Genomic DNA, 20,443 nt, shown 5'->3' on the forward strand with positions numbered 1-20,443 from the left:
CTTGACATCACGAAGTTCGTCGATTGACATGAAGCTGACACGCGGGCGGTCGACCGTCAGGTCCTCGGCCCGCTCAGTGGCGGGCGAACGCCGCCGCCCGCAACGCGGGGGCGCACAGCACGACGCCGGGCTGCCCTTGAATGAGGCAACCCGGCGGGAGGGACGTACGGCAGCTGCGGTCAGAGCTGGTGGCGGTCATCCGCCGGCACGTCGGGGGTCTGCGGCGGCGCGGGCGACTGGTCCGGCTGGCCGAGCTGCGCGACGTGGGTCGGGTCGAGGACCCGGGAGAGGAACGCGCGGGTCCGTTCGTGCTTCGGCGCGCCCAGCACCTCCTGCGGCGGCCCCTGCTCGACCACCACTCCACCGTCCATGAAGACGACCCGGTCGGCGACGTCGCGGGCGAACGCCATCTCGTGGGTGACCACCATCATCGTCATACCGTCCTCGGCCAGCTTACGCATGACGGTGAGCACGTCGCCGACGAGTTCCGGGTCGAGTGCGGAGGTCGGCTCGTCGAAGAGCATCAGCTTCGGCTCCATCGACAGCGACCGGGCGATCGCTGCCCGCTGCTGCTGCCCACCGGAGAGCTGCGCCGGGAAGGCGTCAGCCTTGTCGGTCAGCCCGACGCGCTCCAGGTTGGCCCGTGCGATCCGCTCGGCCTCGGCCCGACCCCGCCGGAGCACCCGGCGCTGGGCGATGGTGAGGTTGTTCAGGACGGTCAGGTGCGGAAACAGGTTGAACGACTGGAACACCATGCCGATGCCGCGACGGACCGCGTCGATCTCGACGTCCGGGTCGGTCATCTCGACCCCGTTCACCCAGATCGTGCCGGCGGTCGGCTCCTCCAGCAGATCGACGCAGCGCAGCAGGGTCGACTTGCCGGAACCGGACGGCCCGATCACGCAGACCACCTCGCCCTGGCCGACCTCGAAGTCGATGCCCTTGAGCACCTGGAGCGGCCCGAAGGACTTGTGCAGGTCCCGGATCTCCACGGCGGGGCGGGATGGGGTGGTCGTCATCGGGGTCACCGGGCCTTGGCGTAGCGGAGTTCGAGGCGTCGTACCACCTGCGACAGCGGCAGGGTGATCACCAGGTAGGCGAGGCCGGCCACCAGCAGCGGGGTGGCGTTCACCCGGTCGTTGAGCATGTCCCGACCGAACTTGGTGATCTCGATCGTCTGCGCCGTCACCCCGAGCACGTAGGCCAGCGACGAGTCCTTGGTGAGCAGGATGAGCTCGTTCGTCAGCGGCGGGATCACGATCCGGAACGCCTGCGGGATGACGATCGTGCGCATGGCGGTGAAGTGCGACATGCCGAGGGTCCGCGCCGCCTCCATCTGCCCCTTCGGCACGGCCTGGATGCCGGCCCGGATCGTCTCCGCCATGTACGCCGCGGCGGTCAACCCGAGGCCGATCGCTATCGAGCCGAACACCCCACCGGGAATCTCGCGCTCCGGGAAGGCGATCGGGATGCCGTACCCGACGAGGAAGAGCACCAGCAGCGCGGGCAGACCCCGGAACAGCTCGATGTACGCCGTCGCCACCCAGCGGTAGGGCGCCACCCGGGACAGGCGCATCAGCGCCAGGATCGTCCCGAACACGAGGCCGAAGGCGAACGCGCCCAGCGTGTAGAGGATGGTGTTGCGCAGCGCGACGGTGATGATCGTCGGGAACATCGACTTGATGATGTCGACGCGGAAGAACGCGTCGGCCAACCTGTTCCAGTCCGCGGCGACGAGCACCGTGGCGATGATGGCGATGAAGACCAGGTACTGGAGCCCGAGGGACAGCCGCTCCCGCTGGCGGCGTCGCAGCTTCACGTTCGCTCGTTGCCTTCCCGGAGGTTACCGACGTCGGAGGGCGCGCGGGACGCGCGCCCTCCGGTGGTGCGTGGCGCTCAGGCGCTCGGCTGCTTGCCGATCCACTTCTCGTAGATCGTGTTGTACGTGCCGTCCTGCCTGGCCTTGGCCAGCACCTCGTTGATCTTCTTGAGCAACTCCGGGTTGGCGTCCTTCTTCACGGGGAAGCCGTACTGCTCGCCGGTGTCGAACTCGGCGGCCACCTCGAACCCGCCCGGGTTCTTCTTCAGGTACTCGGTCCAGACCGGCAGGTCGTTGATGGCGGCCTCGACCTGACCGTTGGCGACAGCCTGCTGGAGGGCGGCGAGGTCCTCGAACTCGACGAGCTTCAGGCCCTTCTCCGCCTCGAGCTTCTTGGCGTAGTCACGACCCGTGGTGGCCGCCTGGACGCCGAGCTTCTTGCCCGTGAGGTCGTCGAGCGACTTGTACGTCTTGCCGGTCTTCACCAGCATCGCCTGGGTGGCGTCGAAGTACGGGTCGGAGAAGTCGATGACCTTCTTCCGCTCCTCGGTGATGGTCATGCCGGCGGCGGCCGCGTCGCACTTGCCGGTGTTGAGGTCCTGACCGGACTTGATCCCCTCGAACGGGGTGTCGACGATCGTCTGCTCGACGCCGAGCTCCTTGGCGACCAGGTCCATGATCTCGACGTCGAAGCCGGTCACCTTGCCGCTGGCGTCCTTGGACTGGAACGGCGGGTAGGGCAGGTGGGTGCAGACGGTCAGCTTGCCGGCCGCGACCAGCTTGACCCCGCTGGCCTGGACCTCGCTGTCGTCCTTCTTCGCGCAACCCGCGGTCAGCGCGAGGGCGGTGACGGCCACGACGAGGCCGGCCTGACGGACAACGCTTGGGAACCTCACGGCTGTGCCCCTCCGATTCGGCTTCCAATGCGCAGAAAGCCAATCTGGTTCATAGACTTTGCGATTAGCGACCGTACCCGATCCGGCGCGTCGCCCCCAGATCGCGCCGGGACCGCTCGGCGGACCCGGCGAGGTGCCCTCAGTCGACAAACCCGACACATGCCCCGGAAGGTGCGTCAGCCACCGGTTCCCTCGGCCGCCCCGTCCGGGGTGAGGGCCCCCTCGTGGGGGTCTGTGTCCAGGAACACATGCTGGTGGCCCTGGCCGGAATCGACGCTGATCTGATCGAGCTGGGTCGCCGCGACCGACCAGATCGTCGCGGCCTCGGCCGCCTGTCGCGCGGTGACGTCCAGCAGGGCCGCCCGTTGCGCAGCCGGAACACCGGCCGCCAGCGCGTAGGCGTCGACGGCCAGCGACGCCTGCTGGACCGCGCCGCGCAGGCCTCCGCGCGCCACGTTGGTGGCGGTGGTCCCCGACGGCGGCTCGGCGAACGGCTCCGCCGCCTGGCGCATGACCCCCTGCCACTGACGCGCCTGGGCCGGGTCCGGCGCACGTCCGGCGGTCGTCTCCGTCTTGATGGCGGCCAGCACCGGGGCGACCTGGTCGCGGACGCGTCGGGCCGTCGCGATCAGCTCCACGATCTGCTGAGCGTCCCGCTTCGCCTCGTCCTGCTTGATGCTCGCGATGGTCGCCTCGGTCGCGTCCGGACGACCCAACTGGTAGCCGATCAACCCACCCAGCAGTGCGGTGACCAGTGCGATCACACCCGCGACGGCCACGAAGCGCACTGTGCGGCGGTGCCGCACATCGGCCTTGTCCAGCTGGTAGGAGGGTCGGCCGGTGCGGCGCGCCATCGCATCTCCTCACATCGATGGTGTGGGGCCAAAGATTAACCGCCCCCGTGACATCCGTCGATAGTGCCGATCGGTGCGCTCGCCGCCCTTTTGCACCCTGGCGGGGCTTATTGACCGTTTTAGGAGTTTTGCCCTTGTTTCGGTGCTTATCGTGGCGCTTGCGCCGCTGGCACCGGCCCACGTCAACCAACCGCGTTGCACCGAGGAGGACAAATTGACTGAACCGACAGGGACGGCAGTGGAGAAGCCGAGCGGTCGAAGCCGCCGTCGCAAGCTGAAGGCCATCCTGGCCGGAGGAATCGTCCTCGGCCTCGGTGCGACGATCACCCTCGCCGCCTGGAACGACTCGGAGTACGCCACGGGCACGTTCACGGCGGGCACCTTCAGCATGGAGGGCAGCACCAACGGCACCACCTACGCCGAGCACCCCACCGCCGGCACCGCGGCCGCGTTGACCTTCAGCACCGGCTTCGACGACATCAGCCCCGGTGACGTGGTCGCGGCGCCGTTCGCCGTCCGACTGACCGCGGCCACGACGTACGACGCGACAGTCACCGTGGCGTCAGCGACCCCCGCCCCAGCCGGGTTCGTCGGCCTCACCTACGGCATCGCGACCGTCCCGGCCTTCGCCGACTGCAGCGCGACGCCCACCACCCCGACCTGGATCGTGGCGCAGGGCACCCCGCTCAACTCGGTGGCCGGCGCGGTGCCGTTCAACCTGACGCAGGGCACTCCGCCCACGACGCCCGGCGCTCCGGTGAACCTCTGCTTCGTCGTCACCGCGGGGGGCACCCTGGTGCAGGGCACCTCGGTCACGGAGACCTGGCAACTGTTGGCCGAGTCCGTCTAGGTGGTGGCCGTGGTCAACCGTCGGACGCCGGCCGGAACACCACGGCTTCGCCGGACCCGTGCCGTACTCGCTGGCGCGCTCGTTCTCGGCCTGGGAACGACGTCCACGCTCGCCGCGTGGACCGACAGCGAGTACGGCACCGGGTCGTTCGGCGCCAGCGTCTTCGGCACCGAATCGCAGACCGCCTCCAGTAGTTGGGCCAGCCACACCCCGGCCGCGAACGCCGCGACGCTGGCGTTCAACGCGACGGCGATGTCGCCCTCGGTGTCGTTCTACGCCTTCCTCGACATCCGGACGACCTCGACGACGACTGTCGGCGGCGCGGTCGCGCTGACGAGTTCGTCGAACAACTCCGGCGCCCTGCTGCCCGCGCTCGAGTACCGGGTGGTGCGCACCCCCACGACCAGCACCACGTGCGCCGCCGCCGCCTTCTCCGGTTCACCCACCTGGATCGTCGGGCCCGGCTACTCCGCCGTCACCGCGGTGCCCGGCTCACCGGTGTCGTCCCCCATCACCGTGCCGGCCGGCGCGACGCCGCAGCTGAGGTTCTGCTTCGAAGTCCGGGTCCAGTCCGGCGCCAGCAACGCGTACCAGGGCACGACCGGGGTCGTCACCTGGGAATTCACCGCCACGTCTACGTGAAGGATCTGCAGATGGTGGGACGCGAACGTCGACGGCACAGCACCCTCGCCCGGGTCGGCGACCTGGTGCTGACAGTGCTCGCCGTCGGTGGGACGGCCTGCGTCGTCCTCGTCCCGCTGGCGTTCTTCTTCGACATCTCGCTCATCCTGTTCAAGACCGGGTCGATGAGCCCGACCATCCCGGCCGGATCACTGGCCGTGGTGCGGGAGATCCCCGCGTCCGAGGTCCACGTGGGAGACGTCGTCACCGTCGACCGCACGCCACTGCCACCGATCACCCACCGGGTGGTCGACATCGCCAACGGCGGTGGGCCCACCCGCCTGCTCACCCTGCGAGGGGACGCGAACCAGTCGAACGACGCCGCGCCGTACGCGGTGAGCCACGTGCGGCTCGTGCAGTGGTCGGTGCCCCGGCTCGGGTACGCGGTGCGAGCCGTGTCGAACGTGTACGCCACGAGTCTCATCACGATCGGGGCCGCCGCGATCGTCACCTGGGCGTTCTGGCCGCGTGGGGGCGAGCCGGGGACCCGACGACAGCGCGCGTGGCACCGTCGGCGACCGGATTCGGCGGTGCCCGACGAGGCGGGGGCAGCGCCGGAGGTCGGCACCGAGCCGAGCGGCACGCGAACGCGCGGCGACTCGACAGCGGGACGCATGTGGGTCGTGCTGGCGGTGCTGCCGGGCGTTGCCGCCGCGGTACTGGCGACGCCCGGTCAGGCCCGCGCGGACACCACCGAGGAGGTCATTCGGAGCAGGTACCTCACGCTGGTCTCGATCGGTGACGACGATCGCATGACGAACCTGGCGCCGGAGCAGCCCGTGCCCTGGCAGGTCGGTGTCGCGGCGCACGCGGAGCAGCCCGGCGAGGTGACCATCTCGCTGTCCGCGCTGGGCCCTCTCGCCGTCCGTCCGGACGGACTCCAGGTGATGGTCGCCGTCTGTGCCATCCGCTGGGTGAAGGGTGCCTGCCCCACCGGCCAGGGTGAGCAGGTCCTCGCCGACGGTCCCGCCACCAGGCTGGCCGCGCACCCGGTCACCGTCAGCTCGATGCGCGCCGATCAGCAGCGTTGGGTGCTCGTCACGGCGAGTCTGCTGGCCAACGCGGTGGCCTCGGGGTCGGCGGACCTGGTCGTCACGGCGACCGGGTTCGGCGACAAGGCGTCGGCGGGCGGCACTGTCGGCCCGCTTCCGCGTACTGGGACCAACCTGTGGACACCCTTGCTGGCCGGTGGCGGTGCGCTCGTCACCGGCCTGCTGCTCATGCGCGCCACGCGCCGGATCAGGGTGGGGCGGCCGTGAGGCGCTTCTGCGCGCGGTCCCTGCCGGCTCGGAAGCGAGCCGGCCACGCCCAGCGGCGCTGGCTCGCGGGTGCAGCCGCCCTGGTGCTCGCCGGCACCGCCGTCGTGCTGGCACCGCCGCAGTCGACGCTGGCCGCCTGGACCGACACCGAGTACGGTCGCGGTTCCCTGCAGGCCGGCACGGTCAACCCACCGACCAACCTGCAGTGCACGGCCGGCGTGCTCACCCCGCCGACCTTCACCTGGACCCTGCCGGTCGGCGGCCTGACCCGCAGCGGCTTCACCTGGTCGTTGTCGGGCGGTTTCAGCGGCGGCGGGACTCTCGGCGCCAGCGCCACCTCGGTCACCGTCCCCGGCGGGTTGCTGGGCCTCGGAACCGGCACGTTCAGCCTGGTCGCGAACGGCCCCGGCGGCTGGACGTCGACACCGGTCACCGGAACGGTCGGCATGCTGACGGCTGTCCTCTACTCCTGCAGCGTTCCGTAGACCGGGTAGCCCCACTCGGCCAGCGACTTCTCCAGCACCCGTTCGATCGCGGCGAGCTGCGCCGGGCTGAGTTCGTCCCGGTACGCCTCCGCCCGGCCCACGGTGAAGTCGTACCGGGAGAAGCCCTTCTCGAAGGCCGTCGACCAGCCCAGACCGAGGAAGTCGAGCATTCGTCCGACCTGCTCGCGCGGTTGCTCGACCAGGTCCTCGTAGCGCACGTCCAGCCACTGGTCGGCCGGGTGACGCAGCCGCGCCTGCGCGAAGGCGTCCATCAGCATCTTCCAGCCCAGCGCGGCGAGTACCTGGAAGGAGCGACCGGACTCGGCCCACTCCTCCCGAAGGTCGGACGGGAGTGGGCCGTAGATCCAGTTGTCCGGCCCGCGCCAGCCGTCCCACCAACCCATCTGGAGCCACGAGTTGGCCACCGCCCGGCCGTCGCGCACCACGTTGACCACCCGCAGCTCCGGGTACGCGGCGTGCAGCAGGCCGGTCCGCGGCCACCCGGTGACGTGCTGCACCAACTGCTGACAGCCCTGCCGCGCGATCCGCTCGTCGAAGAAGGCCCGCAGCCGCCGGGCCACGAACGGGGTCAGGTCCTCGGCGACCAGGTCCCGACACGGTCGGGAGAAGCCGGCCAGGACCTGCCGGTCGAGCAGGTGGTACGCCTCCGACGGCGCGACCCGGAGTCGGCCCCGCTCCAGCAACCGTCGACTGTGCCGCAGCGAGGTCATCCCCGCCGGGCGCGGTGCCGAACGCCGGTAGAGCGGGCCGTTGAACCTGCCCTTCGGGTTGAGCCGGGACAGTTTGTCGTCCAGACCGGAGACGAAGCCGACCGCGGGATGCCGGGAGAGCAACTCCTGGACCAGTGTCGAACCACAGCGACCGGTGCCCACCACCAGTGAGAGCATCGTTCAGCCTTCCTGCCGGGTGGCGGGTGACGGGGAGACGGCCGGGTCCGCGGCGAAGCGGGCGGCGGGAGAGGTGGCCGCCGGGCGGCGCAACGGGTAGCCGAAGCGGGTCAGCGCCACGGCGGTCAGCCCGGTCACCACCGCGTACGCGCGGGTGGGCAGCCCGGTCAGCCACTCGCTGTCGGCGACCACCTCGACCAGTCCGGTGCGGTGCCGCGACGGGTTGCCGGCCACCGAGTGGGTGGGCGCGAGCCGCACCGTGGCCGGGGTCGGAAACGGAAGCTCGTCGGGGATCGCGCCGACGAAGCCGGCGATCCGGGCGGTGACGCCGGCCGGGTCGGCCACGAAGTCCTCGTAGCGCACCCGCAGGTAGCGGCCCGGCGCACGGCGACGGCCGCCCCACAGCCGTACGGTCGCGGTGTTCCAGACCAGCCAGAGCAGCGCGGCCTTGCCGACCGGTGGGCGGCTCATCAGCTGGTCGTCGGCGCGCCCGTCCAGCCGGCGTCGGCGACGCCACGAGTACGCGGTGGCGCGCGGGTCGCGCACCACGTGCAGGACGTACAGGTCGATGCCGGGCAGGCCGCCGAGCAGGGCCCCGTACGGCGGCAGCTTGGAGGAGTCGACGATGACGCCGTCCGGCCGGCCGGCCAGGGCGTGCTCGGCGATCGAGGCGTAGAGCCGGGCCAGGTGGGTGTCGTCGGGGTGGCCCGCGACCGGCGGCTGCCCCCGACGCTGGCGGCGCAGCAGTGCGGGCAGTCCGCGCAGCCGCAGCCGCTGGGCCAACCGGGCGGCGATGCCGGCCGGGTCGGCGTCGGTCAGGTCGGCGCGCACCCGGGCCCAGAGCGGGCAGTCGGCGACCGGGGCGCCGCAGCCGCAGGGTCGGTTCTCCAGGATGCCGCGCCGCCACAGGTACCGCAGCTCGCCGGCTGCGAAGAAGCCCGGCAACTGTCCCAGGACCGTGGTCACCAGCGTGCTGCCACTGCGACCACTGCCGGCGAGGTAGAGCACCCGTACCGGGCTCACCGGGCCGCTCCCCCACCGGCGGCGGCCCGACGCGACGGCAGCGCCCCGGCGGCCTCCGCGTACAGCCCACGGATCCGGTCCAGGTGCCGGTCCGGGGCGAACTGGGCGGCGATCTTCGACCGGCCCGCTCGGCCCATCCGGTACGCCCGGTCCGGGTCGGCCAGGAGGTCGTTGAGCGCGTCGCCGAGGGCCGTCGGCGCGTCGGCGGCGACGACGCGGCCGTCCACCTCGGGCTCGATCAGTTCGGGAAGCCCGCCCAGGTCGGTGGCGACCACCGGAACCCCGCAGGCGAACGCCTCCAGCACCGCCATCGGTTGGTTCTCGTGCCATCGCGACGGTACGGCGACCACTGCCGCCGACCGGATCAGCTCGTGCAGGCGCGGCTTGTCGAGACGGCCATGGAAACGGACCCGGCCGGGCACCCGCCGCGCGGCGAGCGCCTCCAACTCCGGGCGGGCCGGGCCGTCACCGGCGATGTCCACGACGATCCCGTCCGGCAGCGCGGCGGCCGCCTCGATCAGCACGTCGACCCCTTTCTCCGACGCCAGCCGCCCGGCGAAGACGACACCACCGCCGGGTGTCTGCTTGGCCGCGACGCCGGTCAGGTCGACGAAGTGGTTGACCACCCGCAGCCGGTCCGGGTAGACGCCCGCGCGGCGCATCACGTCGGCCAGGAATTCGCTCGGGCTCACGAAGAGCTGCACCGGGTCGTACGCGTCGAACTGCCGGTGCAACCACGACTCGACGGCGAGCAGGCCGCTGCGCGACAGCGATCCGTCCTTGCAGCGGCGACGGGCCGCCTGCAACGGGCCGCCGGTGACGCACGCCTGGCAGGGGCGGCCCCGGTCCAGCAACTGGTAGCTCGGGCAGGCGAGCTTGTAGTCGTGCATGGTCAGCACGCACGGCACACCGGCGGCGCGGGCGGCGGCGAGCACCGACGGGGACAGCTGGTGGTAGATGTTGTGCAGGTGCAGCACGTCCGGCCGAAAGTCGTCGATCACCCGGGCCAGCCCGCGGCGGCTCGTCGGTGACCACAGCATCCGGCCGACGGCCACGGCACGGGGCCGCAGCCCGCTCGGCGCCGGCTCCAACTCCACTTCGGACGGAAACCGCGCCGCGTACGGCAGCGGCGACTCGTTCTCCGGGTGGCTCATGCCGAAGTAGGCGACCGTGTCGCCGGCGACCCGTTGCAGGTCGGCGAGATCGAGCAGGTACCCCTCCGCGCCGCCACGGCGGTAGAGGAACTTGTTCACGTGCAGCACGCGCATCGACTCGCCCTGCTCACATCGATCGGGCGATCCGGGCCCGGAGGTGATGACCGGGGTCTGCCCGCCCCGACCAGGGCCCACGGTATGCAGGGCGGGTCGGCGAGTCCAGCTCACGTTTGGCATGTGGCTGAACGGGTGATCTTCGTCTGCCCGTGCGGTCCGCGCCCTGGCCTCCCGCCATGATCTCCCGATAGCCTGGCTGCCGCCGGTCACGCCCGCTCTGGTGCAGGGCCGGTGTCCGACGAGGAGGACCGTGGCAGCCGACGACGAGGTCTCCGCGCTCGCGTACACCGCGCGCCGGATCCGGCGGCATCTGCGCTGGGCTCGCACCGAGGGGATCGGACGGCTGATCGAGGAGGACCGCCTCAACCCGGTCGACCGGATCGGCACCGCCCTGGCGAAGCGACGCTGGCGGCGGCGGGCTGGCCGGACGCCCGGCTCGGCGATGCCGGTCTACCTGGTCGGTCTGCAACGCTCCGGCACGAACATGCTGGTCCGGGGCCTGGACGCCGCCGGCGAGGTCGAGGTCCGCAACGAGAACGACAGCACCCTCTTCCACCGCTTCCACCTGCGCCCCGACGCGGTGCTGACCGCTGCCATCCAGCGCAGCCGGCACGCGTACGTGCTGGTCAAGCCGCTCTGTGAGAGCCACCGCGTGGACGAGTTGCTGGCCCTGCCGGGGCTGACCCCCGGGCGGGCGCTCTGGGTCTACCGCGACGTCGACGACCGGGCCCGCTCCGAGGTCGCCAAGTTCGGTGACGCCAACCTGCGGGCCCTGTCGGCGATCGCCGACGGCAGCATCGGCCGTCGGTGGCAGGGGCAACGCCTCGACGCCGACACCGTCGAGCTGATCCGGGCCCACGACCCGCAGCGGATGGATCCGCACAGCGGCGCCGCGCTGTTCTGGTACGTCCGCAACTCGCTGTTCTTCCAGCTCGGCCTGGACCAGCGGGCCGACGTGCTGCTCTGCCGCTACGACAGCCTGGTCGCGGAGCCCGCCGCGCAGCTCCGGCGGCTCTGCGCCTTCCTCGACTTCACCTACCATCCCCGGCTGCACGCGCACATCGCCCCACGCGCGTCGCACGGCCCGGCGCACCACCGACGGCTACCGATCGACAGGCGTGTCCGGGCCCGCTGTGACGAGCTGACCGACCGGCTCGATCGCGCCGCGGCCGACGCCCGATCCGAGACGACGAAGGCGGTCGACTGTGGCTGAGACCGGAACCCGTACCGCACCGATCTTCCTGGTCGGCTGCCAGCGGTCGGGCACCACGATGGTGCGTCTCGTCCTGGACTCGCACTCGCGGATCAGTTGCGGTCCGGAGACCCGGTTCCTGCCGGACCTGCGACGGATCGTCGGCCGGGACTGGGAGCGACTGGCCCGCTTCGGTTTTCCCCGCGAGGACTGGTTGCGCCGGATCCGGGACTTCTTCGGCGGCGTGCACGCCGACTACGCCGCCACCCGGGGCAAGGCCCGGTGGGCCGACAAGACCCCGCTGTACGCCATGTCGCTCGACTTCGTCACCGAGGTCTTCCCGGACGCCCAGATCGTGCACCTCATCCGGGACGGGCGCGACGTGGTGGTCTCGCACCGCAAACGGTTCGGCTACTGGTCCGCGGTGAAGTGCGTGGTGAAGTGGCCGCGCTACATCCGCGCCGCGCGGGCCGTCGGCGCCACCCTGCCGGCGGACCGCTACTACGAGCTGCGGTACGAGCAGGCGGTCAGCGAGCCGGAAAAGACGATGCGCGGCCTCTTCGAATTCCTCGGCGAGCCCTGGGAGGACGGCATCCTCGACTACGAGAGCCAGCAGCACGACGTGGCGCAGAAGTACACCACCGAGGCGGAGCGACGACGGGCGGCGGTGGGCGAGACCGCGCCCATCTACGGCTCCCGGGTGGGCAGCTACCGCCGCGAACTCGACCCGTTCCTGCGCCTGCTGGTCTGGGTCTTCTCCGGTCCGACCCTGCGCGCGCTGGGCTACCGGTGACCCGCCCGGGCCGGCTGCGCGCGGTCGCGACCGCCGTCGCCGTCACGCTGCTGCTCACCGCCGGGTGCACCGCCGGTGACGACGATCCGCCACCGACCGCCACCCCCTCCGCGACGGCGACCCCCGCAGCCGCCCCGCCGGGGCGCGCCGGCGACCCGGTGAGCAACCCGTTCGGCGCGCACTGGGACTGGTCGCGGTACCAGCAGTTCGAGCCGTACCTGCGCCGGCTCGCCGGTTCGGCGACGTACGAGGAGATCTCCTGGTGCGACATCGAACGGACCTCCGGGCAGGTCGACTGGGCCGGGCTGGACGAAATCGCCTCGCGCAGCCGGGACCTGGGCGTCACGCTGCACCTGAAGATCCGCACCGGCGTGTGCTGGGCGACCGGTGGCACCGCCCGCTACACCCGGGGCGCGGCGAACAAGACCGAGTCGGCGATGCCCACCGACCTCGGCGCGTACCAGCGGTTCGTTCGTTCGGTGGTGCAGCGCTACGGCCCGTACGGGGTGCGGGAGTACGCCATCGAGAACGAGGTCAACGCGCCGAGCTACTGGGCCGGCAGCCCGGAGGAGTACGCGCGGCTGGTCCGCGCCGCCGCCGAGACCATCCGCGCGACCGACCCGAAGGCGCTGGTGGTCGACTCCGGCATCAGCAGCGTCGCGTACGGCATGGGTGTCGCCGACCGGCTGGTGCGCGCCGGTCGGATGCCCGAGGCCGTCGCCGCCTACCAGGCGTACTTCCACCGTCGGGTCGGCACCCGGGGGCAGCAGATCCCGGCGGTGACCGGGGAGGCGCAACTGCGCCGGGCGCTCGGCACCGAGACCAACAGCCGCAGCCTGCGCTTCCTGGCGGTGACCGAGTCGCTGTTGACCGACCGCACCGTCGACGTCCGCCAGCTGCACTTCTACGAACACTTCAGCGGGGTGGCCCCGCTGCTGGACTACCTGCGCGCGACCACTCCACCGGGCACGCCGATCCAGGCGTGGGAGGTCGGTCAGTTCTGGCGCGACGGCGACGGTGACGCGGCCAGCCGGGCGGCGGAGATGGTCAAGACGGTCACCCTGCTGGCCGCCGGCGGGATCGGTGAGATCAGCTGGCTGCCGTTGGCGTACAACCCGAACAACGCCGCCGGTAGCGAGGTCCGCTACGGCCTGCTCGACCCGGACGGCGCCGAACGGGAAGCGGGCCGGATGCTGGCCGCCCTGGCCGACGCGGCGCGGGACGCCACAGTCACCCCACTGCCCGCCCCGGTGGCCGACAGGCTGCACGGGGTCGCGTTCGTCCGGGGCCGGTCGAGCACGCTGGTGCTCTGGTCGGCGTCGAACACGCCGGTGACCGTGCCGGCGACACCGGGCGGACGGACCGGGGCGGTGGGTTCCCCGCTGGGCGCGGCCGGCGGCGGCACCACAGTGGCCGACGTTCCCGTCCTGCTCCGCGCCGACCAGCCGGTGGACCGGATCCTCGCCGCCGTCCGCTAGACGGGTAGCTCCCCGGTCAGGCACCGCCACACCACGGGACAGCCGACGAGGGCGCGGCGGCGCGGCGGACATCGTCCAGGTGCAGCGAGCGTGGACCCTCAGCTCGTGCCGCGCGTAGCGGCCACCTCTTTCACCCGGCCGGTCTTGCCGGAACGCTTGAGGAGGTACGCGCCACCGCCAACGAGGACGACGCCGAGCGCCAGCCCGATGAGGTCGCTCCGGGACAGCGCACTGAACAGCATCAAGATGCCGAAGATGACTGCCACGCCACCGATGAGTCGCATGAGGTAGTGGCCGACCAACGTGCCTCGTCTATTCGCCATGGCGTGTCTTGTGCCCAACCCTGGTATTCCACAAACGACGGTGACACCGCCTAGCCGGGCCAGGTTTCGGGCCAGCCGAGCAGGGCGGCCAGGCGGGTGTTGTGCGGCGCGAAGTGCTCGGCCAGCCGGTCGCGCAGGGCCGGCGTCAGCTCGGAGACACCCAGGTCCACGCGACGGGTGTGCCGGGTGAACGCCTCCGGGGTGAAGGCCGGCAGGCCGAGGAAGCACAGCATCTCGGCGTACGTGCCGGCCGGGTCGGTGTGCAGGTCCTCGGTTCGGGTGACGTGGATCCGCTCCCGCGGGACCTGGGCGAACCAGCGGTCCAACTGCTCGGCGTAGCGGCCCCGGGCGGCATACGAATAGTTGCGCAACGCCCGGTGCGCGGCGGCGCTGTCCGGGCCACCGCGCGTCGCCCGGGCCAGCCGCTCCTCCTCCGCGTCGAGGGCGTCGGCGAAGGAGAGCGGCTCGACCCCGTACGAGCGGGTGTGCAGGTAGTGCGAGTAGGCACGCTGCACCGGGTCGCGCAGCAGGACGACGAAGCGCGCCTGCGGCAGGGTCGCCGCGACCCGGGCCGGCACGCTCGGATGGAACAGGTAGTACGGGCTCGCCTCGAACGTGCGCTCGCCCGGGGCGAGACGAGGGAAATGCCCCCGGTACCACAGCGGGCCCCGACCGTGGTGGATGCTGAAGTACTGCAACTCCTTGCCGCTGGCCACGCGGACCTGCGGATGCGCGGCAAGGTGGTGGTACAGCGACGTGGTGCCGCAGCGCTGCCCGCCGATCACCAGGAAATCGGGCAACGGACCGGGCTCTCCCGGCGTCGCCGCGCGCCCCCACGCCCGCGCCGCGCGCACCCCCCGACGCAGCCGGTCGGTGACCTGACGCCGCACCACGCCGGTCACGAGCCGACCTCGGCGGGGGTGGGTTTGGCGGCGCGACGGCGAGCGCCTCGGCGGGTCACCGAGCGCAACACCATGACATCCTCCCGACTGAGCCCGAGGGCGAGCACCACGGCGAGGTAGACCGCCATGATCGCGGCCAGACCGACCACGAGCTGGACGGTCCCGCCGCCGACCAGCAACCGCACACCGAACCCGGCGCCCATCGCCACCAGCGCGGCGATCAGGCCCTTGACCATGCCCGCCGTCACCGGCACGGTGTGCACCTGCGCGCGCACCTGCCAGACCCGGGCGACGTTCACCGCCGCCAACGACACCGCCCAGGCCACCGCCGCACCGAGAATGCCGTACGCCGGGATGAGCCAGAGGTTGAGCAGGACGTTGAGCAGCAGGGCCGCGAGGTTGTCCACCATGTTGACCGAGACCCGGCCGGACATGTTCAGCAGCGTCCCGCAGGGCCCGGTGGCGGCGTTCACGAGTTGCCCGAGCGCCAGCACCACGGTCACCGCCGCACCGCCGGCCAGACCCGGACCGCCGACCAGGCGCAGCAACTGCTCCGGAAAGACCAGCAACGCCACGAAGGCCGGCAGCGACAGCCGGAGCACCCAACCGGTGGCGACCCGGTAGATGCGGCGTACCTCGTCCAGTCGACCCTGGTGGTAGAGGTGCGCCAGGTGCGGACCGAACGAGGCGTTCACCGGTGCCAGCACGAACACCGCGATCGTGACCAGCCGGGTCGCCACGTGGTAGACGCCGATCGCGTCGGGACCGTAGTCGAAGAAGCCGAGCAGCAGCGCGTCCACCCAGATCAGCCCGGTGGACGACAGCGACGAGACCCAGCTGACGGTGGAGAAGCGGAACAGCTCACCGGGCCGGTACGCGGGCCGGGCGGCGGGCACCCGGCGCAGCATCCGGGCGAGCGCCACGAGGGCGAGCCCGGCCGCGCTCCAGCTCGCCGCCACCAGCGCCCAGAACGCGCCGGTCAGGCCGGTCCCGAGGGCGAGCGCCAGGGCGGTGAGCACCAGCCGGGCGGCCGGCTCGTAGACCTGGCCGATGAGCGCGTACGCCCGCTGCGTACGCCACCCCCGGGTGGCGGCCAGGGCGGCCTCGCAGACGGTGGCGGCGGGCAGGCAGAGCGCCGCCAACCGCAGCCCGGTGGTGAGCTGCGGGTCGTGCAGGGCGTCGGCGAGCCACGGCGCGCCGACCACCAGACCGAGGGCGATCACTGTAGACGCCACGGCCGAGATGCCGATCCCGAGCCGGATCGCGCCCCGCAGAGCGGCCGGCTCGTCGTCGGCGAGGTGCACCGCCACGAACCGGGTCAGCCCGGCTCGGAAACCGGAGAGCGAGAGCAGCCCCAGCAGCGACAGCACGGCGTAGACCTGGGCGTACCGGCCGAGTTCGCGTACGCCCAGGACCCGGGCCAGCAACAGCATGACCAGGAAGAGCGCCACCTGGCTGAGCACGGCGCCGCCCAGGTTCAGCACACCGCCGCGGGCCATGCCGCGTACCTGCTGGTCGCCGGTCTCCGGCGCGGCCGGTGACCGGCCGGTCACCTCGCGCACCCGCCGGGCCGTTCTCCGACGGTCACGGCCGTGCCGCGCTCACGGTCTCCGCCGGCGCCGAGGGGGCCGCTGTGGTCGCCGCCGGCGCCGCCGGCCGGGCGGCGGCACGACCCCGGGAGAGCAGTTCGAGGACGCCCACCAGCAGCACCCCGAGCAGCAGACCCGCACCGCCGACCGGCAGGGCGGTGCGCACCAGCTCGGTCATCCGGCTCACCTCGTGTGCCTCGCCGATGCTGGTCACCTGCTGCGGGTCGGCGGCCTGGGCCTGCGCCCGCGCCGCCTGCAACCCTTCCCGCGCCTGGGACAGGGCGCTGGTCGCCGCGTCGCGCTGGGCCAGCAGGGCCTGGTAGTCGGGCAGCTTCGGCCCCAGCTCGTCGAGCTTCTTCTGAGCGGTGGTGATCGCGGCGGTCGCCGCGTCGACACCTCGGCCGTTGCCGACCGCCTGCATGGAGAGCTGCTGCTGGCGCAGGCTGGTCAGCTCGCTCAACGTGGCCTGGTAGATCCGGTCCGGCTGGGAGACCTTGTTCGCCTTCTCCCACTCACCGATCGCCTTGGTCGCCGCGGTGACGTCGGCGTTGGCCGCCTCGACCTCACCGGTGGCGATGCCGACCTGGGAGGAGAAGAGGAAGGCCAGCGCCCGGGTGGTGGTCGCGGTCAGCACCGGCGCGACCCTCGCCCGGTCGCCGGCGGTGTAGGTCACCTCCAACTGGCTGCTCGCGCCGACCTGGGTGATGGCGAGCCCGTCGCGCAACCGCTCCGGCGGCACCCCGGTGTCGGCGGCCACGTCGGCGAGGACGCGGGGCGAGGTGACCGCCGCGCCGAACGCCGCGACGAACTGGTTCGCCGCCTGCGTACCGGTGTACTGCGTTCCGGCCACGCCACCCACCAGGGCCGGCGCCGCCACGTACGCGGTCCCGCTGAACTGCTGTGGCGCTGACAGGACGATGGCGGCCGCGGCGCCGGTGGCGAGCACCGGCACCCCCACGAGTACCCAGAGGCGCCGCCGGGCGACCCGCAGGTAGTCGACGATCTCCACTTTTTCCCCAATGCTGTCGTTCAGTCAAACCGGGACGGACGTGCCTCGTGGCTGCTCGCCGGTCAGGTTCGGAGCCGGTTGGCGGGCGATCACGCTGGCCGCCGCGGCGAACGCGACGAAGTACCAGAGGGTGACCACGTTGGAAATGACGTTGGAGGCGGCGCTGACCGCCACGAACGCGGCGGCACAGCCGGTGAACCCGACCGCGACGCCGCGCTCGAAGCTGCCCGGCGGCGCGCGCCGCAGCGCCGTCCGGGCCGTGTGCAGAAGAGCGAACAGCATCAGCAGGTACGCCCCGAGGCCGAGCAGCCCGGTCTCGACGTACGCCCGCAGGAAGTCGTTGTGCGGCTTCTTGGCCTCGTCGGTCTCCCGCTGGGTCATGTTCGGCCCGATGCCGGTCACCGGGTTCCGGTCGGCGAGCGTGACGATCTCGGTCCAGTAGCCGATCCGCCAGGCCAGGGTGTTTCCGGTCGGGTCCCCGCCGACGACGCGGGACGTGCCGAGTTGGGCGAAGCGTTCGCCGACGGCGGGCACCAGGGCCACCCCGGCGACCGCCACCACGCAGAGGGTGACCAGCATCCGCTTGCTGCGATGCAGTGCCGCGACCACCACCAGGCCGATCGCCGCACCGAGCAGGGCGCTGCGCGTGTTGGTGAGTAGCAGGAACAGCAGCGAGAGCGCCAGCAGCACCCCGAGGGACGCCCGCAGGCGACGACCCAGGAAGCGGTACACCGCGAACCCGAAGATCACCATGAACATCAGGTAGCGGCCGAACGTGGTCGACTGGCTGAACGTGCCGCTGATGCGGGTGAAGTCGCCCTTCACCTCGGCCGGCGGGTGGCCGAGCAGCGACATCACCACTGTGTAGCCCAGCGCCAGCACCAGCGAGGCGTAGCAGGCGAGCAGGACCCGACGGATCGCCGCGGTGTCCGGCATGAGCTGTTCCAGCACCACGAACATCACCACCACGGTGAGGGTCCGCAGCGCCTCCAACAGGCTGTTCGCCGGCCGGCTGGCGCCAAGGGCGCTGACCAGGCTGCTGGCACCGACGAGCAGCATGGCCCAGCTGAGCGGGGAGCCGCGTAGCCGCCCGTGCCGGCTGAGCTGCGCGGCCAGCCAGAGCCCGGCGGCGAGGAGGAACAGCACCGCGAGCAGGGTGGAGGGGTCCATGGCCCGGGCCGTGCCGCCGGATTCGGCCTGGCCGGCGCTCGGGCCGGTCAGCTTGAACAGGTCGACGCAGGAGCGCATCGCGAGCATCAGCAGCACGTACCCGGCGAACCGGGTCAGCGCGAGGACGGCCACCGCGATCCCCGCGACCGCCGCGAGCGGCAGCACCATCCCCCTGCGGTCACCGGCCGCCACGGAGACACCCGCGACCACCGCCACGACCGCGGCGGCAAGCGCCGCCGCGCCGGTGAGCAGGCGGGTCGGGTCGAGCCGCCTGGTCATGAGCGGAGTGACCTGCTGCGTGTGTTGTTCCACTGATCCCACTGAACTGAATCGGCGCTGCCCGGCCGCTGCCGGGCGCGGCCAACCGATGTCCTCCCGGCACAAGATCGGTTCAATCTAGTCCTGTCACCTCGACGGCAGAAGGGGCCGTTGCACCGACTGCCCCGTCCCCCGGTGGGCTGATCCGACTCTGCCCCGGCCGACCCCGTCCCGGTCAGTCGGTCGGAGTGGGTCGTGCCCTGGCCCGGCGGCCCGGCTCCGGGGCCAGCCGGAGATAGAGCTGCTCCAACTCGCGGCCGGCGGTGTCCCAGCTGTACCTACTGGTGATCCGCTCGCCCAGCGCCACCGCGCCGGCCCGTTCAGCCGGCAGGTTGGCCAGCAGCGAGGTCAACACCCGGACCAGGTCGTCCTCGTCGCCGTCGCGGAACAACCGCCCGCCGGCGGTGTCGGACGTGAGCACCTCGACGTGCGGCGCGATGTCGCTGGCGACCACCGGCAGCCCGTACGCGGCCGCCTCCAGCAACGTCAACGGCAGTCCCTCCAACCGGGACGGTTGGACGAAGCCGGCGGCACTGGCGTACAGCTCGGCCAGCAGGTCGTCGTAGGCGAACCCGGTGAAGACGATCCGGTCGTCCGTCCCGGCTTCCCGGCGCAGCCGGTCCACGAAGTCGTCGGTGAAGGACGACCCGCCGACGATCGCCAGACGCATCGGGGTCTCGGTCCGGCGGAAGGCCCGGATCAGCAGGTCGGCCGCCTTCTCCGGCACCAGCCGACCGACCAGCAGCAGGTAGCCGTCGGGGGTCAGCCCGAACCGGTCCTGGATCTGACGGGTCCGCGCCGGTCGGGCCGGGTTCACGCCGTTCGGGATGTAGGTCGTCGGGCGGCCGAACCGGGCGTCGTAGTGGGCGGCGAGCCCCTGGGAGACCGCCACCCGCTGGTGCGGGACGTACCCGCTGAACCAGTGGGCGCTGCCCAGTACGGTCCGCGCGGCGAGCCCCCACTTGCCCCGCTGGTTGTCCAGCCCGTGCACCGTCAGCACCACGCGGGCCCGGGACAGGGCACGCGGAAGTGGGGCGACCAGGGCCGGCCCGAGCCCGTGGTAGTGCACGATGTCGGGCCGCGCGGCCACCGCCGCCATGGTCGAGGTGGCCGCGTGCACGATCGCGTCGAGGTGCTTGCTCGCTATCGTGTGGGTCTGGCGCAGCCGTACGCCCCGGTAGCGGTCGGCGGGCGTCTCGCCGTAGCTCCGGCGGCAGTAGACAGTGACCTCGTGGCCGTAGCTGGCGAGCCGGCTGGCCATCTCCTCCACGTGCCGTTCGATCCCGCCGTAGGTCGCCGGTATCCCCTTCTGGCCGATCATCGCGATCCGCAGCGGACGCCAGGCGACGGCTGTCTCGGCGACGCCCGCTCGGGACCGTCCGGCGACGGCCACCCGTTGCCGGGGTATCGCAGGGCTTCCGGCGTGCTGGTCCACGTCCTCGGCCTGCAGGTCGGGATGGGCCACGTTGACTCCCTGCGTGACTAGGTCCGCGCCCGCCGCCCGGGGCAGGGTCAACACCTTGCCATGGATGGGCCCGTCCGCCACCTGATCAATGAGACAGGAAAATCATCCATGGGATTAGCCGAGAAGGGAATGGCACCGGGGGTGACATCGAGGTGACC

20 protein-coding genes are annotated in these 20,443 nt (G+C 71.9%); 7 read left to right on the forward strand and 13 right to left on the reverse strand.

The features are described 5' to 3' along the window. Positions 1–179: 179 nt before the first annotated feature. From AB0877_RS16640 to AB0877_RS16655, 4 genes are all read right to left on the reverse strand, one after another. Positions 180–1,019 (reverse strand): amino acid ABC transporter ATP-binding protein, encoded by an 840-nt coding sequence (locus AB0877_RS16640; RefSeq protein ID WP_366609586.1) that lies wholly within the window; start codon positions 1,017–1,019, stop codon positions 180–182. Positions 1,020–1,024: 5 nt separating this feature from the next. Continuing rightward, a complete protein-coding gene (locus tag AB0877_RS16645; RefSeq protein ID WP_366609588.1) occupies positions 1,025–1,819 on the reverse strand; it encodes an amino acid ABC transporter permease in 795 nt (264 codons plus the stop codon). A gap of 77 nt (positions 1,820–1,896) precedes the next feature. Then, entirely contained in the window at positions 1,897–2,715 is an 819-nt protein-coding gene (locus tag AB0877_RS16650; protein WP_366609590.1) for a basic amino acid ABC transporter substrate-binding protein, read from the reverse strand. A 176-nt stretch (positions 2,716–2,891) separates the two neighbouring features. Next, a complete protein-coding gene (locus tag AB0877_RS16655) occupies positions 2,892–3,569 on the reverse strand; it encodes a hypothetical protein (RefSeq protein ID WP_366609592.1) in 678 nt (225 codons plus the stop codon). Positions 3,570–3,783: 214 nt separating this feature from the next. Between AB0877_RS16655 and AB0877_RS16660 the strand changes: the two genes are divergently transcribed. From AB0877_RS16660 to AB0877_RS16675, 4 genes are read left to right on the forward strand one after another with little or no spacing between them, the layout of a single operon-like run. After that, positions 3,784–4,419 (forward strand): SipW-dependent-type signal peptide-containing protein, encoded by a 636-nt coding sequence (locus tag AB0877_RS16660; protein WP_366609594.1) that lies wholly within the window; start codon positions 3,784–3,786, stop codon positions 4,417–4,419. 9 nt (positions 4,420–4,428) lie between these two features. Then, positions 4,429–5,061, forward strand: a complete 633-nt coding sequence (locus AB0877_RS16665; protein WP_366609595.1) for a SipW-dependent-type signal peptide-containing protein — start codon at positions 4,429–4,431, stop codon at positions 5,059–5,061. 11 nt (positions 5,062–5,072) lie between these two features. Next, positions 5,073–6,359 (forward strand): signal peptidase I, encoded by a 1,287-nt coding sequence (locus AB0877_RS16670; protein WP_366609597.1) that lies wholly within the window; start codon positions 5,073–5,075, stop codon positions 6,357–6,359. After that, positions 6,356–6,844 carry a hypothetical protein gene (locus AB0877_RS16675; protein ID WP_366609599.1) on the forward strand — a complete coding sequence of 163 codons (489 nt, stop codon included), beginning with the start codon at positions 6,356–6,358 and terminating at the stop codon, positions 6,842–6,844. The genes AB0877_RS16670 and AB0877_RS16675 overlap by 4 nt, the downstream gene beginning before the upstream one ends. Here AB0877_RS16675 and AB0877_RS16680 read toward each other — a convergent pair. Genes AB0877_RS16680 through AB0877_RS16690 form a run of 3 tightly spaced genes read right to left on the reverse strand, consistent with a single transcriptional unit; the run spans position 6,823 to position 10,043 of the window. After that, a complete protein-coding gene (locus AB0877_RS16680; RefSeq protein WP_366609600.1) occupies positions 6,823–7,752 on the reverse strand; it encodes a sulfotransferase in 930 nt (309 codons plus the stop codon). The two genes, AB0877_RS16675 and AB0877_RS16680, sit on opposite strands and share 22 nt — an antisense overlap. 3 nt (positions 7,753–7,755) lie before the next feature. After that, a complete protein-coding gene (locus AB0877_RS16685) occupies positions 7,756–8,775 on the reverse strand; it encodes a sulfotransferase (protein WP_366609602.1) in 1,020 nt (339 codons plus the stop codon). Continuing rightward, positions 8,772–10,043, reverse strand: coding sequence for a glycosyltransferase (locus AB0877_RS16690; protein ID WP_366609604.1), 1,272 nt, complete (start codon positions 10,041–10,043; stop codon positions 8,772–8,774). The genes AB0877_RS16685 and AB0877_RS16690 overlap by 4 nt, the downstream gene beginning before the upstream one ends. 253 nt (positions 10,044–10,296) lie before the next feature. Here AB0877_RS16690 and AB0877_RS16695 point away from each other — a divergent pair, with 253 nt between their 5' ends. From AB0877_RS16695 to AB0877_RS16705, 3 genes are read left to right on the forward strand one after another with little or no spacing between them, the layout of a single operon-like run. Then, complete coding sequence (locus tag AB0877_RS16695) at positions 10,297–11,259, forward strand: hypothetical protein (RefSeq protein WP_366609606.1); 963 nt, start codon at positions 10,297–10,299, stop codon at positions 11,257–11,259. Beyond that, positions 11,252–12,031, forward strand: coding sequence for a sulfotransferase (locus tag AB0877_RS16700; RefSeq protein ID WP_366609608.1), 780 nt, complete (start codon positions 11,252–11,254; stop codon positions 12,029–12,031). The genes AB0877_RS16695 and AB0877_RS16700 overlap by 8 nt, the downstream gene beginning before the upstream one ends. After that, positions 12,028–13,509 (forward strand): hypothetical protein, encoded by a 1,482-nt coding sequence (locus AB0877_RS16705; RefSeq protein WP_366609610.1) that lies wholly within the window; start codon positions 12,028–12,030, stop codon positions 13,507–13,509. Before AB0877_RS16700 ends, AB0877_RS16705 begins: the two co-directional genes overlap by 4 nt. Positions 13,510–13,607: 98 nt before the next feature. Here the strand turns inward: AB0877_RS16705 and AB0877_RS16710 are convergent, their stop codons facing one another. The 6 genes from AB0877_RS16710 to AB0877_RS16735 all read right to left on the reverse strand — a co-directional run bounded on the left by AB0877_RS16710 (position 13,608) and on the right by AB0877_RS16735 (position 20,366). After that, complete coding sequence (locus AB0877_RS16710) at positions 13,608–13,832, reverse strand: hypothetical protein (RefSeq protein ID WP_366609612.1); 225 nt, start codon at positions 13,830–13,832, stop codon at positions 13,608–13,610. A 50-nt stretch (positions 13,833–13,882) separates the two neighbouring features. Then, the gene (locus AB0877_RS16715) at positions 13,883–14,734 is read right to left on the reverse strand and encodes a sulfotransferase (protein WP_366609614.1); all 852 of its coding nucleotides are present in this window, start codon (positions 14,732–14,734) and stop codon (positions 13,883–13,885) included. Beyond that, positions 14,731–16,296: an oligosaccharide flippase family protein gene (locus tag AB0877_RS16720; RefSeq protein WP_366609615.1), complete on the reverse strand. Its 1,566-nt coding sequence runs from the start codon at positions 16,294–16,296 to the stop codon at positions 14,731–14,733. Before AB0877_RS16720 ends, AB0877_RS16715 begins: the two co-directional genes overlap by 4 nt. Positions 16,297–16,318: 22 nt before the next feature. Beyond that, a complete protein-coding gene (locus AB0877_RS16725; RefSeq protein WP_366609617.1) occupies positions 16,319–17,332 on the reverse strand; it encodes a Wzz/FepE/Etk N-terminal domain-containing protein in 1,014 nt (337 codons plus the stop codon). Positions 17,333–17,356: 24 nt separating this feature from the next. Beyond that, the gene (locus AB0877_RS16730) at positions 17,357–18,814 is read right to left on the reverse strand and encodes an O-antigen ligase family protein (protein ID WP_366609618.1); all 1,458 of its coding nucleotides are present in this window, start codon (positions 18,812–18,814) and stop codon (positions 17,357–17,359) included. A 181-nt stretch (positions 18,815–18,995) separates the two neighbouring features. Then, a complete protein-coding gene (locus AB0877_RS16735; RefSeq protein ID WP_366609619.1) occupies positions 18,996–20,366 on the reverse strand; it encodes a glycosyltransferase family 4 protein in 1,371 nt (456 codons plus the stop codon). Positions 20,367–20,443 lie beyond the last annotated feature (77 nt).

The organism is Micromonospora sp. NPDC047644 (genome assembly GCF_040704315.1).
Taxonomy (GTDB): Bacteria; Actinomycetota; Actinomycetes; order Mycobacteriales; family Micromonosporaceae; genus Micromonospora.

Coding starts and splice junctions, on each gene's coding strand:
- AB0877_RS16640 (WP_366609586.1), bottom strand. CDS start 1,019: ATGACGACCACCCCATCCCGCCCCGCCGTGGAGATCCGGGACCTGCAC.
- AB0877_RS16655 (WP_366609592.1), bottom strand. CDS start 3,569: ATGGCGCGCCGCACCGGCCGACCCTCCTACCAGCTGGACAAGGCCGAT.
- AB0877_RS16670 (WP_366609597.1), top strand. CDS start 5,073: ATGGTGGGACGCGAACGTCGACGGCACAGCACCCTCGCCCGGGTCGGC.
- AB0877_RS16680 (WP_366609600.1), bottom strand. CDS start 7,752: ATGCTCTCACTGGTGGTGGGCACCGGTCGCTGTGGTTCGACACTGGTC.
- AB0877_RS16690 (WP_366609604.1), bottom strand. CDS start 10,043: ATGCGCGTGCTGCACGTGAACAAGTTCCTCTACCGCCGTGGCGGCGCG.
- AB0877_RS16710 (WP_366609612.1), bottom strand. CDS start 13,832: ATGGCGAATAGACGAGGCACGTTGGTCGGCCACTACCTCATGCGACTC.